The 15,284-nt window shown below is 71.2% G+C and carries 15 protein-coding genes and 2 pseudogenes; 12 read left to right on the forward strand and 5 right to left on the reverse strand.

The genetic code is table 11. The features are described from left to right. Positions 1 to 9: 9 nt before the first annotated feature. The 4 genes and pseudogenes from E4N62_RS16295 to E4N62_RS16310 form a co-directional block, all read right to left on the reverse strand. On the reverse strand, positions 10 to 1,443 hold the full coding sequence (locus tag E4N62_RS16295) for a DUF1254 domain-containing protein (protein ID WP_230215200.1): 1,434 nt from the start codon (positions 1,441 to 1,443) through the stop codon (positions 10 to 12). Next, positions 1,427 to 2,359 (reverse strand): HAD family phosphatase, encoded by a 933-nt coding sequence (locus tag E4N62_RS16300; RefSeq protein ID WP_230215202.1) that lies wholly within the window; start codon positions 2,357 to 2,359, stop codon positions 1,427 to 1,429. The genes E4N62_RS16295 and E4N62_RS16300 overlap by 17 nt, the downstream gene beginning before the upstream one ends. Before the next feature lie 51 nt (positions 2,360 to 2,410). Further along, positions 2,411 to 4,003, reverse strand: coding sequence for a DUF1254 domain-containing protein (locus E4N62_RS16305; RefSeq protein WP_230215204.1), 1,593 nt, complete (start codon positions 4,001 to 4,003; stop codon positions 2,411 to 2,413). A 330-nt stretch (positions 4,004 to 4,333) separates the two neighbouring features. After that, positions 4,334 to 4,471 (reverse strand): annotated as a pseudogene (locus E4N62_RS16310) (ATP-binding protein); the annotation flags it as partial. A gap of 28 nt (positions 4,472 to 4,499) precedes the next feature. On the opposite strand from E4N62_RS16310, the gene E4N62_RS48700 reads away from it, so the two are divergent. From E4N62_RS48700 to E4N62_RS16370, 12 genes and pseudogenes are all read left to right on the forward strand, one after another. Beyond that, complete coding sequence (locus tag E4N62_RS48700) at positions 4,500 to 4,877, forward strand: FMN-binding protein (RefSeq protein WP_230215557.1); 378 nt, start codon at positions 4,500 to 4,502, stop codon at positions 4,875 to 4,877. Positions 4,878 to 5,033: 156 nt separating this feature from the next. Next, positions 5,034 to 5,441 (forward strand): hypothetical protein, encoded by a 408-nt coding sequence (locus tag E4N62_RS16320; RefSeq protein WP_230215206.1) that lies wholly within the window; start codon positions 5,034 to 5,036, stop codon positions 5,439 to 5,441. A 62-nt stretch (positions 5,442 to 5,503) separates the two neighbouring features. Continuing rightward, entirely contained in the window at positions 5,504 to 7,882 is a 2,379-nt protein-coding gene (gene secD, locus E4N62_RS16325) for a protein translocase subunit SecD (protein WP_230215208.1), read from the forward strand. Between the two features lie 423 nt (positions 7,883 to 8,305). Beyond that, entirely contained in the window at positions 8,306 to 8,650 is a 345-nt protein-coding gene (locus tag E4N62_RS16330) for a hypothetical protein (RefSeq protein ID WP_230215559.1), read from the forward strand. A 227-nt stretch (positions 8,651 to 8,877) separates the two neighbouring features. Further along, positions 8,878 to 9,081: a cold-shock protein gene (locus tag E4N62_RS16335; RefSeq protein ID WP_215447838.1), complete on the forward strand. Its 204-nt coding sequence runs from the start codon at positions 8,878 to 8,880 to the stop codon at positions 9,079 to 9,081. Between the two features lie 176 nt (positions 9,082 to 9,257). Then, complete coding sequence (locus tag E4N62_RS16340) at positions 9,258 to 10,769, forward strand: DEAD/DEAH box helicase (RefSeq protein WP_230215210.1); 1,512 nt, start codon at positions 9,258 to 9,260, stop codon at positions 10,767 to 10,769. 103 nt (positions 10,770 to 10,872) lie between these two features. Continuing rightward, positions 10,873 to 11,184 (forward strand): CBS domain-containing protein, encoded by a 312-nt coding sequence (locus E4N62_RS16345; RefSeq protein WP_374116995.1) that lies wholly within the window; start codon positions 10,873 to 10,875, stop codon positions 11,182 to 11,184. Positions 11,185 to 11,190: 6 nt separating this feature from the next. Next, entirely contained in the window at positions 11,191 to 11,496 is a 306-nt protein-coding gene (locus E4N62_RS16350) for an SCO5918 family protein (protein WP_230215212.1), read from the forward strand. A 709-nt stretch (positions 11,497 to 12,205) separates the two neighbouring features. Continuing rightward, on the forward strand, positions 12,206 to 12,409 hold the full coding sequence (locus E4N62_RS16355) for a cold-shock protein (protein ID WP_184905941.1): 204 nt from the start codon (positions 12,206 to 12,208) through the stop codon (positions 12,407 to 12,409). Between the two features lie 756 nt (positions 12,410 to 13,165). Further along, positions 13,166 to 13,519, forward strand: a complete 354-nt coding sequence (locus tag E4N62_RS16360) for a helix-turn-helix domain-containing protein (protein WP_184905943.1) — start codon at positions 13,166 to 13,168, stop codon at positions 13,517 to 13,519. 10 nt (positions 13,520 to 13,529) lie between these two features. Then, a complete protein-coding gene (locus tag E4N62_RS16365; protein ID WP_230215213.1) occupies positions 13,530 to 13,856 on the forward strand; it encodes a hypothetical protein in 327 nt (108 codons plus the stop codon). 119 nt (positions 13,857 to 13,975) lie between these two features. Continuing rightward, a pseudogene (locus E4N62_RS16370) lies at positions 13,976 to 14,275 on the forward strand (sporulation protein); the annotation flags it as partial. A gap of 71 nt (positions 14,276 to 14,346) precedes the next feature. Here the strand turns inward: E4N62_RS16370 and E4N62_RS16375 are convergent. Then, a complete protein-coding gene (locus E4N62_RS16375; RefSeq protein ID WP_230215214.1) occupies positions 14,347 to 15,279 on the reverse strand; it encodes a M56 family metallopeptidase in 933 nt (310 codons plus the stop codon). Positions 15,280 to 15,284: the final 5 nt, after the last annotated feature.

Genomic DNA, 15,284 nt, shown 5'->3' on the forward strand with positions numbered 1-15,284 from the left:
GCCGCCTGCCTACGTCGGTTCGATCTCGCCCGGCCGCCAGCTCTTGTCGAACCAACTTTCGAGCGGACCGTAGAGCCGCAGCATCACGAAGAACCCCTTGCCGGGGACGGTCTGGACCCAGTTCGCCTCCTTGCCCTCCGGCGCGGTCGGGCCGAAGTGGATGACCGTCTCGCCGTTGGCCTCGGGCCGGACACCTTCCGACAGGCTGTTGACGCTCGGGTAGGGATGGTCCGTGCGCAGCAGCGAGCGGGTCTGGGGGTCGTAGACGGTGACGGCCCAGAAGTTCTTCACGGGGATACCGCTCGGCAGAGTGAGCGTGTACGCCCGTCCGCCGTCGAGCCACTGGCCCGTGGAGTCCTCCGCCGTGTAGGCGTACTGCGATCCGGTGCCGACGGCCGCCGTGACCATCGCCGGCGAGGAGGCGGCGGCGAAGTAGTAGAACACCGCCCGGGAGTCCAGCAACCGGGCACCGTCCGCCGACAGGAATTCGTAACTGTGCGTGGGGAACGGGGTCTTCCACGAACTGTCGGAGTAGTAGAAGAAGCCGGGGTCGCGTGGCTTGAGGGCCAGCGTCCGTACGACGCCCGAGGCGATCCTGGCGGCGGTGTCGAGGATCGAGCGCATACGGTCGTCCGGCCGGAAGGGCTTGCCGCGCTCGATGCCGAGCGCGGCGAGCTGACCGGCGCGCTCGGGATCGAGCGACTCGGGCGGCTCCGCCTGGACGATGGTGTCGATCTCCTCGAAGAAGGAGATGTCGTTCGCGTGGACGGTGTTGAAGTCGGACTCCGCCCAGTTGAGGAAGCGCTGCTCGGGCCGGTCCGCCGCGGCCGAGAGCGGGTAGATGCGTGCCGTGAGCAGGCTCTCCGTGCCACCCAGCGCGCGCAACAGCACCCAGGAGCCGTACGTCGCCGGCCGCACGACGAAGTAGCCGTCGGGAACGTCGCCCCCGTACCCCGGAGGAAGGAAGAGGTACTTGCCTCCTTCTCCGCGGTCGGGCCCGGCGATGCCCATGTCGGTGACGTAGCGCTGCCACATGTCGTTGACGATGCACAGCGAGTTCCCCGGCGCCTCGATGACGGTGGGCCCGTCCTCGTCGAGCGCCAGGAAGGTCATGCCGTAGGTGGTTTCCGTGTTGCCCGTGAGCACCACCGGTGCCGAGGTGCATCGCGGGGCGGTGTAGCCGATCGTGCGGGAGTCGACGCCGATGCTGCGCAGTCCGCGTCGCATCGCCACCATGGACGCGCCGGGGACGCAGTTGAGGAACGCCTCGATCCCACGCAGCAGATCCAACGTGTCGTAGCTGCGGCTGACCGCGTCGGGCGAGGGCATGCCGTCGAAGAAGTCCAACGTACCGAAGGGCGTGTCCAGCCGGTCCGGACAGATGATCGACGCGAGCGTCCCGGGCGATGTGCCCGGGCTGGGGGCATCACTGACGTGGGGCACTGGTTTCCTCCTGAGTGTGTCGTTTGTCGAGGACCACGTTCCAGTCGTCCTTCACGCTGACCGTCGTCCAGCCCTCCCGCCGCGCGGTCGCGCGTGCGCGTTCCGCCCCCTCGGTGTAGGCGTACTCCCGCACGTCGTCGTCGTGCACGACGAGAAGGGCGAACCGGGCGGACGCCAGCAGCTCGACGTCCACGTCGTCGTTGCCGACGGCGAAGGCGGGCAGCCGGCCGGTGCGGGCGAGGACGTACTCCGGCTTCCCGGGCCCGAGCGCGACGGGGCCGTGCAGGACCGCCCGGCGGACCAGCACACCGTCCCGGTAGGCGAACTCCGGGGCCGAGCCGATCACGTTCTCCCGCGGCAGGCCCCAGAGCTCCTCGGAGATCACCCGCATGAAGTCGCGTCCGCCACCCGAGCACACGAACAGCCGCCAGCCGTGCGCCCGGAGGTGGTCGAACAGCTCCAGCATGGGCTGGTAGACGAGGCCGGCGTACGGCAGGCCGAGGCTCTCGTGACGCCAGGACGCCAGGTACCGGGCGGCCTCGGCCTCGAACTCCCCGAAAGCGGTGCCCTCCCAGGCCGAGCCGATGGCCTCCACCATCGACCTCACGGCCTCGGGGTCCTGTACCTCCAGCGCGCGGAAGAACGACTCGTCCTTGTCGACGATCGCCCGGTACGGCTGCTGCCGGGCCAGCGACGCGTCCTCCCTCATCCGCGCGGCCAGTTTCCCGAGGATGAACGCGGACTGCACCGGCGCGGGCTTCTCGACCCACAGGGTTCCGTCGTTGTCGAACACGGCGACCCGGTCCATCGGCGGGACGAAACCCGGCGAGTCCTCCGCCGCCGCGGACGTCACGAACTCGACGATCGCCCGCTTCGCGGCGCCGTCGTTCCAACTCTCCAGCGGGCTCGTGCCCATGGCCACCTCACCGTCCGGACCCTCGTGCCTTCGGAGCGCCGCGGGGCGTGGTCAGCCCACCGCCTCGATCTCGCCCGGCCGCCAGGTCTTGTCGAAGAACGGCTGAAGCGGGCTGTAGAGGCGCAGAACCACGAACCAGCCCCGGTCCGGTGTGGTCTGGATCCAGTTGCCCTCCGGCACACCGTCGGGCCGGTCGGGCCCGAAGTGCACGGTGGTCGTGCCGTCGGCGTCGGCGACCGCTGCCGGGGTGGGATAGCCCTGGCTGCCGGCCCGGGGGAACCGTTGCGGGGTGTCGAGCATCGATCGTGTCTGGTTGTCGTAGACGGTGACCGACCAGAACCGGGCGGCGGGGATGTCCGGCGGGAGCACCAGGCGGTACCGCCTGCCGCCGTCGAGGGTCCGGCCCTCCTGGTCCCCGAACGAGAAGAGGTACTGGGAGCCGACCCCGGTCAGCCGTGTGGCGAACGTCGGACTGATGCCCACGGCCAGGTACCACCACCAGGACCGCAGGTTCAGCTTGCGGGCGCCACTGCTCGGCCGGGGCTCGACACCGCTGTCGCTGACGTCGGCGGGCGGGGTCATGAAGTCGTAGCCGGACGCGAGCAGGCCGTTGACCCACTGGGAGGACGTGCCGTAGAAGTGCGCCTCTTCGTCGGGGCGGGGACGGCAGGCGAGTGTGCGGGCGGTGGCGTTCCCTACCGCGGCCGCCTCGGTGAGGATCTTCCGCATCCGCGCGTCCGGCTGGAAGGGTTTGTCCTTGACGATCCCGACCGCGGCCAGCGGACCGGCGATCTCGGGATCGAGTGCCTCGGCCGGCTGGTCCTGGACCAGTTCGTTCGCGAAGTCGAAGTAGGTCGCGTCCGCGGGCGGAACCATGTTCACGGGCAGCCCGGTGGCTTCGACGAAGCGCGGCGGGTCGGGCCTGCGCAACGCGGCGGTCCAGGTCTCCGCGGTCCACGGCGGCGGCGGGGCCGTGCCCCCGGTGACGATCTCCCCGACGCTCGTTCCGTACAGTCCGGGCACGTAGCGGTGGATACGCAGCCGCTCCTTGATGCGCTCGACCGCCGGCTTCGGGTCGTCGCCCTCCAGGAACGCCCGCCCTGCCAGGATGAGCCGTGTGGTGCGGCCCCGGTGCGTGAAGAACCCGCCTTCGGGAAGCGGGCCGTCATACCCGGGTGGCACGAAGAGGTAGGCACCGCCGGTTCCGCGGTCCGGTCCGGGCATGCCGGGGTCGGCGACCCAGCGGAACCACATGTCGTTGACGAAGCTGAGGGTGAGGGGCGGCATCTCCACCACCACGGGCCCCTCGGTCAGGTCGAGGAAGGTCAGGAAGTAGACGGTGTCCGCGTTCCCGGTCAGCACCAGCGCGCTGGGGTCCATGAACTCCGAGAAGAGCAGGACGTCGTGGTCCTTGACCCCCGTCTCCAGGAAGCCCTTGCGGGCCGCCCACACATTGACGCCGGAGTAGGCGTCGAGGAACGCACGGACGCCGTCCAGGTGGTCCAGATGGTCGTAGATGCGGTCGGTGGTCTCGTCGGTGGGCACTCCCAAGGGGAACTCCAGAGTGCCCAGGTGTGTCTCGACCTGCTCGGGAGTCGAGATCGACTCCAGGACCTGGGGCGAGATCCGTTCGGTTTCCTGCAAGGCGCCGCTCCGTCCTCGGGGGAGGTTCTCCTCTCGACCATGAGCCGAACCGGCCACGGACCACCACTGCATCTGGGCCGTCGGAGCACAGCTTCATCCGAGCGGTGGCGGTGCCGGAGGGTTCCGCCTTGCGGTGTGGGCCACGGCGCGACGGCACGGGGTGAAACCGTCACGGGGTCGATCCACTCCCCGACAAGACCTGACGACTGCCCGACATCACCTGGCTCGCTACAGGCTCCTGACGGAATGCGGTTGGCCCGGGCAGCGTGGCCGTACGCCCCCGGTGCGGCGTCGGACGGACCGGGACCGGGAGCAGACAGCGGCTTCCGGTCACCCCTCGCCGGTGGGGATCCGGATGGTGAAGGTGGTCGACGCGGGGCCGCCTTCGAGTGTGACGCCTCCGCCGTGGGCCTCCGCCACCGCCGCCACGATCGACAGGCCCAGGCCGGTGCCGGCTCCGCCTCCCGCGCCCTCGGTGCGACGGCGGTCCGCGCGGGTGAAGCGCTGGAAGACCTTGGGCCGGACATCCCTCGACTACCCGGAGATGCTCAAGGCCACCACGGGTACCGTCCTCCTGTTCACGGTCGGCCTCGTCTCCGCCCGCGCGGTGCGCCGTCGGGTCAGCCACGAGTTCTACGGCCCCGTCCAGGTCCGCGTCACGCTCAAGAACGGGAAACTCACCGACGTCACCGCGGTCGCCTACCCCCGGAACAACCCGAGGGACCAGCAGATCAACAGCTACGCCATCCCGCGGCTGACCAGTGAGGCACTGACCGCCCAGAGCGCCGACATCGACACAGTCTCCGGAGCCACGTACACCAGCGAGGGCTACCGCCAGTCGCTCCAGTCGGCACTGGACTCCGTGAGCCGCTGACTACCGGCCGCCGACACGCTCGTCGCACCCGCGGGCTCGTCCGGGAACCTCCGGACGCCCGACAACGTTCGTGTCATGACGGCCGGACGAACCGCACCGGCGTCACCGAGGACCCGACTGCTGTATTCGTAAGGCGACTTGACCGGGGGGCGAGGCGTGCGGCAGCACCGTGCTCGTCCCGCGCGCCCCGCCGCCGTCGTGCTCTCCGCGCTGCTCGCGGTCCTGACCTACTTCCTGCCGGTGTCGGCCAAATCGGCGTCGGCTTCACGCCCGTTCTCGACGGGCACCGCCGCCGCGGCGACCGCACAGGCGTCCGTCACCACCGCCGACGCGCCGCGCCCCGTCACCGTGGCGCACCCCCCGCCCGGTCACGCCGACGCCGTACCGTACCCGTTCCACGGCTTCCTGGGCCCTGGCGCAGGGGAGGCGGCCCCGCACCGCGCCGTCGGCGGCCCCGCCCTGGCCGTGGCGGCGGCCGCCGCGGGAGCGGGCCGGAGCGCCCAGGCCCACCGCCCACGCGGCCCTCCCTCCCGATGGAGCACCCAAGTCCGTACCGACGCCTGACCGTTCGCCTCCGCGCCCGGCACAGACGTCGGTTCCGTCTGCCTGCCCCTCGTGGAGAACCCATGTCTCGCGCGCCCATGTGGCGGGCGATCGTCGCCCTAGGTGTGATCGCCGCCTCGCTCTTCTTCGCCCTCACCCAAACCGCCCGCCTCGGCCTCGACCTGCGCGGCGGCACCCAGATCGTCCTGGAGACCAAGGACTCACCCGTCGTCGAGGCCGACGCCGAATCGACCCAGCGGGCCCTGGAGGTGCTCCGCCAGCGGGTCGACGCGCTCGGCGTGTCCGAGCCCAGCCTGTACCGGTCCGGACAGCAGCGGATCTTCGTCGAGCTGCCCGGCGTGCAGGACCCGCGCGAGGCCGCCGAAGTCATCGGCCGTACCGCGCAGTTGACCATCCACCCGGTGAAGGGCACCACGGACGCGCGCGACGCGGGCAAGGGGGAACCGGCCAAGGACGGCTCACGCGTCATTGCCGACCCCGACCAGAAGGGGATGTACCTCAAGCTCGGGCCCACCGCTCTCACCGGGGACGGCGTCAAGGACGCCGAGGCGGTGCTCGACCAGCGGACGACCTCGGGCTGGATGGTCGACCTCACCTTCCGTGGGCAGGCGGGCAAGGACTGGGCGCGGGTCACCGGCGCGGCGGCCTGCGCACCCCAGGGCGCCCCCGAGCGGCGCGTCGCCATCGTCCTGGACGGCAGGATCCTCTCGGCGCCCGGCGTCGACGCGGAGGTGGCGTGCGGGGTCGGCATCTCCGGCGGCTCCACGCAGATCACCGGCGGCTTCGGACGGGAAGAGGCCCGCGAGCTGGCCGCGCTCGTCAAGGGCGGCGCGCTGCCGGTGCCCGTCGAGGTCGTGGAGCAGCGCACCGTCGGCCCCACGCTCGGTGCCGACGCCATCGCGGCCAGCACCCAGGCCGCGATCATCGGGGTCGCCCTGACGGGGCTGTTCATCCTCGTCGTCTACCGGCTGCTCGGCGCCCTGGCCACCCTCGCGCTCGCGCTGTACGGGCTGATCTCCTACGCCGCCCTGGTCGCCCTTGGCGCGACCCTGACGCTGCCCGGACTCGCCGGTTTCGTCCTGGCGATCGGCATGGCGGTGGACGCGAACGTGCTGGTCTTCGAACGTGCCCGGGAGGAGTATCTGGGCGCCCGCGCCCTGAAGTCGGCCTCGGCGCGGTTGGACAAGCCGCTGCGCACCGGCTTCGCCAAGACCTGGAGCGCGGTCGTCGACTCGAACGTGACCACGCTGCTCGCGGCCGGGCTGCTCTTCTTCTTCGCCACCGGGCCCGTCAAAGGCTTCGGCGTCACGCTCTCCATCGGTGTCCTCGTCTCGATGGTCTCGGCCCTGGTGATCACCCGGGTCCTGGCCGACTTCGCGATCCGGCGCCGCTTCGTGCGCGACCGGCCCGGCCTGACCGGGATCACCTCCACCGGCAGGGTGCGGGCCTGGCTCGCGCGCCGCGAACTCCGCCTGGTGCACCACCGGCGCCGCTGGCTCGGCGTCAGCGCGCTGCTGGTCGCGGTCGCCGTCGCCGGAATCGGCCTGCGCGGGCTGGACTTCGGGGTGGAGTTCACCGGCGGGCGTCTGGTCGAGTACAGCACCAGCAGGCCGGTGGACGTGGACGTGGCGCGCACGACCGTCGCCGACGCGGGGTTCCCGCGTGCGGTGGTGCAGGAGTCGGGGGACGGGGACATCTCGGTACGCACCGGTGAGCTGAGCAACGACGAGCAGCACACGATCAGGACGGCGCTGGCGAAGGAGGGCGGCGAGGTCACCGTCGAGCGGGACGAGCTGATCGGTCCGAGCCTCGGCGAGGAACTGCGCCGGCACGCGCTCATCGCGCTCGGCGTCGCCGTCGCGGCCCAGCTGATCTACCTCAGCGTGCGGTTCCGGTGGACGTTCGCCGCCGCGGCGGTGTCGGCCATGGTGCACGACGTGCTGCTGGTGGTGGGCCTGTTCGCCTGGCTCGGCAGGCCCGTCGACAGCGTCTTCCTGGCGGCCCTGCTCACGGTCATCGGGTACTCCGTCAACGACACCGTCGTCGTCTTCGACCGGGTGCGCGAGGCGCGCCGCCGCGATCCGGCGGCGGACCTGGAATCCACGGCGAACAGGGCCGTCGTCAAGACGCTCCCGCGCACGGTGAACACCGGTGTGGGCGCGCTGTTCATCCTGGTGGCCCTGGCCGTGCTGGGCGGTGACTCGCTCGCGGACTTCTCCGTGGCGCTGATCGCCGGCGTGGTGATCGGCATGGCGTCGAGCGTGTTCACCGCCGTGCCGATCGCCGTGCAGCTGGAGAGCAGCCACCCGGCGCCGCCGGCGCGCCGCGAGCGCGACGACAGCGATGAGCCCGATGAGAGCGATGAGGACAGCGGCGGCAGCGGGGCGCGCGGCCCGTTGGGGCGGCGCGGGCGGGCGCGGGGTTCTGGCGCCGTGGTGTGAGGAGAGGAGGGGAGGGTCGCGGGGATGACGCGGGGGATGGTGGGAGGCCGGGCGCAGCTGGGGCCTCCGGCAGGGGTGCCCGCCGCGGCCGCCATGAGCGGTTTCGCGGCTTCCTCGGTCGTCTCGGGGCGGCGGGCGGGGCGGCGTCGGGGCGGGGCGTCACACCTCGCGCTCCCCGCCGCGCTCCCCGTGCGGCATGACACCGGACGCCGCTGGTCACCGCCCTGGTCAGCGCCCTCCGGCAGGCGAGCGCGAACCGACGACGCGTTGACACCCACCGGCCCCGGACGTTGACTGGCAGCACGGCACAGGGCCGGGAAGGGCAGGGGCGACCGGGTCTCCGGAAGCCTGCGACAGGCCGCCCAGGAGGCGAACGGCGCCTTCGGGCGGTGACTCATTCCCATGGAAGCGGTACACACGACGATGTACGACCAGACACGCGCCCAGCAGCCCGCGGACCGGCCCTCGGGTCACGTCGGACGCCAGACCACGGGCCCGGAGCCGCTGCTCCCCTCGGACGGACGGGAGGAGATCGCGCACCGCCTCGGACATGCCGTCAACACCTTCGCGGACAGCCCGCGCGAGGCACTGGAGGAGGCGGAAGGGGCGTTCGACGAAGCCTCCGCCCAGTTGATGAACGCCCTCGCGGAGCGGCGGCGGGCCCTGCGTGCGGGCTGGGCGGACCTGGACCACGAGACTCAGTCCACCGAACTCCGGTTCGCGCTGCGGGAGTACCGGGAGATCACCGGACGGCTGCTGCGGGTGTAGGAGGCCGTACAGGGGCGGAGCGGGGCGGTGAATCCGAAATCCACGGGGCGGAACAAGAAATCGTGCGGGATTATTTCCGACCCCGTGGTCGAGCATGCCATGCTACTGTCGAATCAGGTTGCAGTTGTGGTTGCCAAAAGGGTTCATTTTCCGACGGGTTGATCATCGCGGCGACACGGAGCCCACACACGGTGAGGCTCCGAGCCCGTTTCCGAAGGAGAAATGACATGGCTACCGGTACTGTGAAGTGGTTCAACGCCGAAAAGGGCTTCGGCTTCATCGCGCAGGACGGCGGCGGCGCCGACGTCTTCGCCCACTACTCGAACATCGCCACCCAGGGCTTCCGCGAGCTCCAGGAAGGCCAGCAGGTGTCGTTCGACGTCGCGCAGGGCCAGAAGGGCCCGACCGCCGAGAACATCGTTCCGGCCTGACACGCTCTGACGCTTACTTCGCAGCTGGGGCCCGCACCTTGGGGTGCGGGCCCCAGCTCGCTGCTTTTTCCAGGGGGTTCTCCCCCGTTGTCTTCGGTTCGTTCTCGTGGTTCTCTGCGCCGTTCACCGTGCTGCGGGAATTCCTTGATACGCGCCCGCATCGAGGAAGGTTCCGTATGAACCGAGCACGTCCGTCACGCAGTTCACGCACGACCCGCACCACCCGCACCACGCCCACCACCCGCGCTTACGACCGTTTCGAGGGCACCGCCGCAGGCCGCTCCGGCACCCGGCGCCGTCCCATGGCCGGGCCCAAGGGCCACGGTGGCGGCCGGCCCGCCGCGCCCGGCGGCGAGTTCGCGCTGCCGAAGACGGTCACGCCCGCGCTGCCCGCCGTCGAGTCGTTCGCCGAGCTCGCCATGCCCGCACCGTTGTCGGCCGCACTGGGCCACGAGGGTGTGACCGTGCCGTTCCCGATCCAGGCGGCGACCCTGCCGAACTCCCTGGCCGGCCGTGACGTACTCGGTCGCGGCCGCACGGGTTCGGGCAAGACCCTCGCCTTCGGCCTGCCGGTGCTGGCCCGTACGGCGGGGCGCCGCGCCGAGCCTCGGCAGCCGCTGGCCCTGATCCTGGTACCCACCCGCGAGCTCGCCCAGCAGGTCACCGACGCGCTCACCCCGTACGCCCGCGCCGTACGGCTGCGCCTGGCCACCGTGGTCGGCGGGATGTCGATCGGCCGGCAGGCGAACGCGCTGCGGGCCGGAGCGGAAGTCGTCGTGGCGACACCGGGACGGCTCAAGGACCTCATCGACCGAGGCGCATGCCGACTGGACGACGTCGCCGTCACCGTCCTGGACGAGGCGGACCAGATGACCGACATGGGGTTCATGCCCCAGGTCACCGCACTGCTCGACCAGGTGCGACCCGGCGGCCAGCGGATGCTCTTCTCAGCCACCCTGGACCGCAACGTCGACCTGCTGGTCCGCCGCTACCTGACCGACCCGGTGGTCCACTCCGTCGACCCGTCGGCAGGCGCCGTCAGCACGATGGAGCACCACGTCCTCCATGTGCACGAGACGGACAAGGACCGCACGACGACCGAGATCGCGGCACGGGACGGCCAGGTGATCATGTTCCTGGACACCAAGCACGCGGTGGACCGGCTGACCAGGCACCTCCTGGACAGCGGCGTCCGCGCCGCCGCCCTGCACGGCGGCAGGTCCCAGCCCCAGCGCACCCGGACCCTGGCCCAGTTCAAGGACGGCCACGTCACGGTGCTGGTCGCCACCAACGTCGCGGCACGCGGCATCCACATCGACGACCTCGACCTCGTCGTCAACATCGACCCGCCCGGCGACCACAAGGACTACCTGCACCGGGGCGGCCGTACGGCCCGTGCCGGCGCGTCCGGCCGAGTCGTCACCCTGGTCACCCCCCGCCAACGCCGCGACATGAACCGGCTGATGGCCTCGGCCGGCATCACCCCGACGACCACCGCGGTGCGCTCGGGCGAGGAAGCGCTCAGCCGTATCACCGGCGCCCAGGCCCCTTCCGGTGTCCCGGTCGTCGTCACCGCGCCGACCGCGGAGCCGTCCCGCCGGGGCGGGGCCGGGGCCCCGGCCTCATCCCGGGGCCGACGAGGCCGTACCGCTCGGGGCCGGTCCGCGGCCAAGCGCCGCGCCGCGTGAGGTGTCGGCGGGCCGCGGGACATGTCGGCGGTCCGCCGTCGCCCCCGGAGCCCGTCCGGAGCCATCTCGACCCGAACGTCCACCCGTACCGCAGGAGGCAGCCGTGACACCGGTTCAGACACCTCGAAGCCCCTTCGCTCCCCAGTTCACGCACAGGGCCGGTCACCCGGACACGACCGAGCTGCGGGTCGGTGACGACATGACCGTCGAGGTCGCCCTGTCCGTCATGGCCGGTGCCGGTGTGGAGCACCTGCTCCTGTGCGACGGGGACGACGAGCGCACCGGCCGCGTCTCCCGGGCCGAACTCGTCGTGCACCGCGGCAGCTCCGTCTATACGGACCGCGTCCGCCTGCGGGACGTCCTCGGCGGACCCTTCACATGCCCGATCGTCAGCCCCTCCTCCTTCCCCCAGTGAGGCATCATGCGCTGTGTCATCGCCCAGTACCCGTTCGAACTGACCAGGGTCGGAGTGCTCGCCTCGATGGCGGGCGTCAGTCCCGAGATCGTCACCGGTGACTCGGTGACCATCGGCCGCCGCCGGTATCCCGTCAAGCAGGTCGGTGAGGTCATCACCCGGCAGGACCGCCGCGACTTCAGCGGCGGTGAGGTGGTCCGGGCCATGGTCCGCCTCGGCTTCACCTGCCATGCCGGCCCCCGGGCCGCGCGGCCCCGGCCCCGGCCGCCCTCAGCCCCTCCAGGCCGCCTCGGCACTGCTCGGGGGCCCTGATCCGCAGAACGCGTGACGCCTCGCGGCGGGAGCACTCGGCCGTCGCCCGGACGGTACGCGCCCGCGGTGACCTGAACGGCGGTACCCGCCCGGCCTCGACGCGTCCTGCCAGCCCGGGAGGCCCCGTGACGCAGACGCGATCCCGTGACCTCTTCCGCCTGCCGTTCACGCCTGCTGTTCCGCCTGCCGTTCGCCGTTCACGCCGGGCTGATCACCGGGGCTGTTCACCGGGCTCCTCCGAACAGCGCAGCTACCCCGCCGGCCCCGGCAAAGGAACCCGCCTCGACCTCACCGTGGACACCACCCACGCGGCGGAACCCGTCCGACCGTGGCTGGAGACCAGCCGGTCCACGGGAGACGGCCGGTCCACGGAAGACGGAGACAGCCACCTGCGCCAGTGAAGGGCGTGCACCGCCGGGCTCGACGGAGGTCATGGCGCTGCGACCGGAGTGCCCGGCAAGTACGCTGCCGGCCGCGCGGAGCAATATCTGTATCCGCGAAGTAAGAAATAGGCACGACACACAACGAGCATTCCTCGAGCGCCGACACCGTGGAATTTCTTGACCGAAGAGGGCCGCTCGGGCCGTGCTAACGTCGTTTTCAGTTGCAGGTGTGGTTGCCAGAAGGTTTATTTCCGACGGGCCAATCAGCACGGCGACACGGAATCCGCACAGGGCGGATTCTTGGCATCGTCCCGAAGGAGAAAAACATGGCTACTGGCACCGTGAAGTGGTTCAACGCGGAAAAGGGCTTCGGCTTCATCGAGCAGGACGGCGGCGGCGCCGACGTCTTCGCCCACTACTCGAACATCGCCACCCAGGGGTTCCGCGAGCTGCTGGAAGGCCAGAAGGTGTCGTTCGACATCGCGCAGGGCCAGAAGGGCCCGACGGCCGAGAACATCATTCCCGCCTGACACCGGCGACAACGCATACTTCGCAGCTGGGACTCTCACCTCTTGGGGTGCGGGTCCCAGCTCGCTGCGTTTCAGGAAGCGCCACGCCACCTCCTGTGCGACGGCGACGATCAACGCACCGGCCCGCCCCTCGGCCCCGTCGCCGACGGAGAGCACAGGGCCGGGCCCTGGGCGCCCTCGCCCTGCCACCCTGATCCGCCTCAGCGCGCCTCGGCCTCACGAGCCTCACCGGCTTCACCGACCACGCCTGCCCCCACGCACCGCCACGCGGCTCTCCCGCGACGATCTACCGGTCGACGTTTTCCCAGATCACAGGCTATCTGTCTCCCCGAACAGGTGAAATCTACCTTTGCCACAGTAGACATTGGGCACTGGCTCAGTTAGTGTTTTCTCGTCAACACGAGTCGAGCGAACCCGGCAGACACGAACTGGCGGGTGCAGTACATGCAGTACATGCAGTACGCAGGGCGTGGCGCCCTGCAGTCGAGTGGTTGGTTCAGCGGAAGGACGGAGGACGCAGACGCCATCAGGATCGCCCGGCCCTTGAAGTACCCGGCCGGGTACCGCAAGACCCCGGATTGGAAGGTGGTCCCCGGTCACGCAACCGCGATCCCCGCACCCCCCCTTCAGCAGGGCTGGGTAGCGGAAGCAGAAGGTCGGCAGAGCATCACGGCCGACGGATGGTGTTGAATTTCCTTCGGGGCCCTGGTGCCGTACGGCACCAGGGCCCCTCGACGCGTTGCACAAAGAGGTGACATGACAGCAGATAGCCCCCTCAGTGGTCGTCTGGACGACGACGACTACCCCGCATACACCATGGGGCGGGCCGCCGAGATGCTCGGCACCACCCCGGCCTTCCTCCGAGCCCTCGGTGAGGCTCGTCTGATCACTCCGCTGCGCTCGGAGGGCGGACACCGCCGGTACTCCCGCTACCAGCTGCGGATCGCCGCGCGCGCCCGCGAGCTCGTCGACCGGGGCACCCCGATCGAGGCTGCCTGCCGCATCGTCATCCTTGAGGACCAGCTCGAGGAAGCCCAGCGCATCAACGCCGAGTACCGTCGGCGCGCCGAACACGAGGCTTCCAGCTCTCGCCTGCCCCATTCCAGCTGATCACCTGTGCGTGCCGGTCGGCTCGGCCGTGCACGACACCCCGACCGGCCATGAGCGGCGGCCTGTCACAGCGGATCGTGCGCCGCGGCCGTCCTCCCGGCTGCGGCCGGTGGCGCTTCCTGCGGTCGACGGCGGTCCCGACGTCGACGCTCCCGACGTCGACGGCCCCACGTCGCCGGTGTCGCCGTGCGAGCGTGGTGGCGCGAGCTACCGCACGTCCGCGAAGTCGCCGGTCGCCTTGACGGCCGGGGTCGTGGTGGTGCCGTCGAGGGGGCGCGGCAGCAGCACGGCGCCGGACGCCCCGGCGGGGGACCGACGTCTCGGCGAACGCCGGTGACGCGCTGCACGCGATGCCCCTCTGATCCACCAGTTCGCGTTGACTTGGTTCAGGCACAGCCGCCACAGACTGGCCGCGCCTATCCAGCGCACCTGCGTGCTCAGACGTCACTCATCCCAGCGGTCGTCGACGGCTGGATCCGCGGGCTGGCTGAACACCGGTCCACGTACGGCTCGCCCGCCTCCGACGGGCACGGTGCCCCGTACGCGCACGGCCACGGTCACCACGGCCATGACGATCACCACCATGACGGCCACCGTTCCGGCCCCGGCATGGGCACGGTCGTCGCCGCGGGTGCGGCCGGACTCGCGGTCGGCGTCGTCGGCGGGATGGTGGCCGCCGAAGTGGTCGACGAGGTCGGGGACTTCTTCGAGGGCGAGGACGAGGACGAGGAGGGAGGGGAGGAAGAGGAGAGCTGACAGGCGGCTTCGGGGCGCCCAACTCGACGCCACCAACGAGGTGTTGCGGAACTTCGGCACCGCGTGGCGGCTCAGAGAGGCGTGGCTGCGTACAGGATGAGGAACATGGTCACCGCGGAGTTCGCGGACGACATCGCCGATACGGCCGTGCCCACGGCGGCTCCCCAGGCGGCCAGGCCCACCGTGGTGAACACCGAGGGCCAGCTGCGCACGAGGGGGGCCGGGCCGAGGAGGGCCGTCACCCGGCGTGGGATCGGGCCGGGTGAGGCGAACCCGGCCAGTGTCGGCACCGGGGTCCCACGGGAGACCAGGGCCGCCTTGCCGATCGCGTGCGCCACTGTCCGGCGGCTGCCCACCACCTGGGCCGCCTCCTCGTCCGCCCATCGTTCCGCCGTGTAGGACACGGCCGTGCGCAGCGGCCGCAGGAACGGATTGGCGCACGCGGCGAGTTGGGCGGCGAGCAGGAACCGGTGGTGCCGGGCGGCCAGATGGGCGCGCTCATGCGCGAACAGGGCCCGGCGCTCGGCCGGTTCCAGGCAGGACAGCAGCGCGGTGGTCACGACCACCCGGTCCCGGCGCCCGCCGGGCAACGCGTACGCGTACGGGGTGTCGTCGGGCAGGACGACCACCTCCGTGCCCGGCAGCCCGCCGAGCGCCCGGTGGGCCCTGCGGCGCACGCGGCCGTGCCGCCACACGGTCCGACCGCAGACCACCAGGACGGCGAACAGCGCGGGAATGGCGGCCTTGCCGGCCACCTCGTCGTAGGGCACGGCCTCGCGCACCTCGGGGTCGGACCAGCCGTCGGGCAGCGGGTTGCCGGGCAACTGGGCGGTGCCGACCACCATCACGAGCCCCAGGCACACCGTGCTGCACGTCGCCATCACCGCGGCCACCCAGGTCAGCAGCCGGGTCGCGGTGCGGGGATGCAGATGCTGCTCGGCCAGGCGGGCTATCGGCCATGCCGTGAGCGGCAGGACCAGCGGCAGAAAGACGAAGACCCCCATGAGGC

It is taken from the genome of Streptomyces sp. MNU76 (assembly GCF_020982545.1).
GTDB lineage: Bacteria > Actinomycetota > Actinomycetes > Streptomycetales > Streptomycetaceae > Streptomyces.

Excerpts from the sequence above, each read along its gene's own strand:
- E4N62_RS16360 (WP_184905943.1), top strand. The coding sequence starts at position 13,166 with ATGACAGCAGATAGCCCCCTCAGTGGTCGTCTGGACGACGACGACTAC.
- E4N62_RS16335 (WP_215447838.1), top strand. The coding sequence starts at position 8,878 with ATGGCTACCGGTACTGTGAAGTGGTTCAACGCCGAAAAGGGCTTCGGC.
- E4N62_RS16350 (WP_230215212.1), top strand. The coding sequence starts at position 11,191 with ATGCGCTGTGTCATCGCCCAGTACCCGTTCGAACTGACCAGGGTCGGA.
- secD (WP_230215208.1), top strand. The coding sequence starts at position 5,504 with ATGTCTCGCGCGCCCATGTGGCGGGCGATCGTCGCCCTAGGTGTGATC.
- E4N62_RS16375 (WP_230215214.1), bottom strand. The coding sequence starts at position 15,279 with ATGGGGGTCTTCGTCTTTCTGCCGCTGGTCCTGCCGCTCACGGCATGG.
- E4N62_RS16330 (WP_230215559.1), top strand. The coding sequence starts at position 8,306 with ATGTACGACCAGACACGCGCCCAGCAGCCCGCGGACCGGCCCTCGGGT.
- E4N62_RS16355 (WP_184905941.1), top strand. The coding sequence starts at position 12,206 with ATGGCTACTGGCACCGTGAAGTGGTTCAACGCGGAAAAGGGCTTCGGC.
- E4N62_RS16340 (WP_230215210.1), top strand. The coding sequence starts at position 9,258 with ATGAACCGAGCACGTCCGTCACGCAGTTCACGCACGACCCGCACCACC.
- E4N62_RS16300 (WP_230215202.1), bottom strand. The coding sequence starts at position 2,359 with ATGGGCACGAGCCCGCTGGAGAGTTGGAACGACGGCGCCGCGAAGCGG.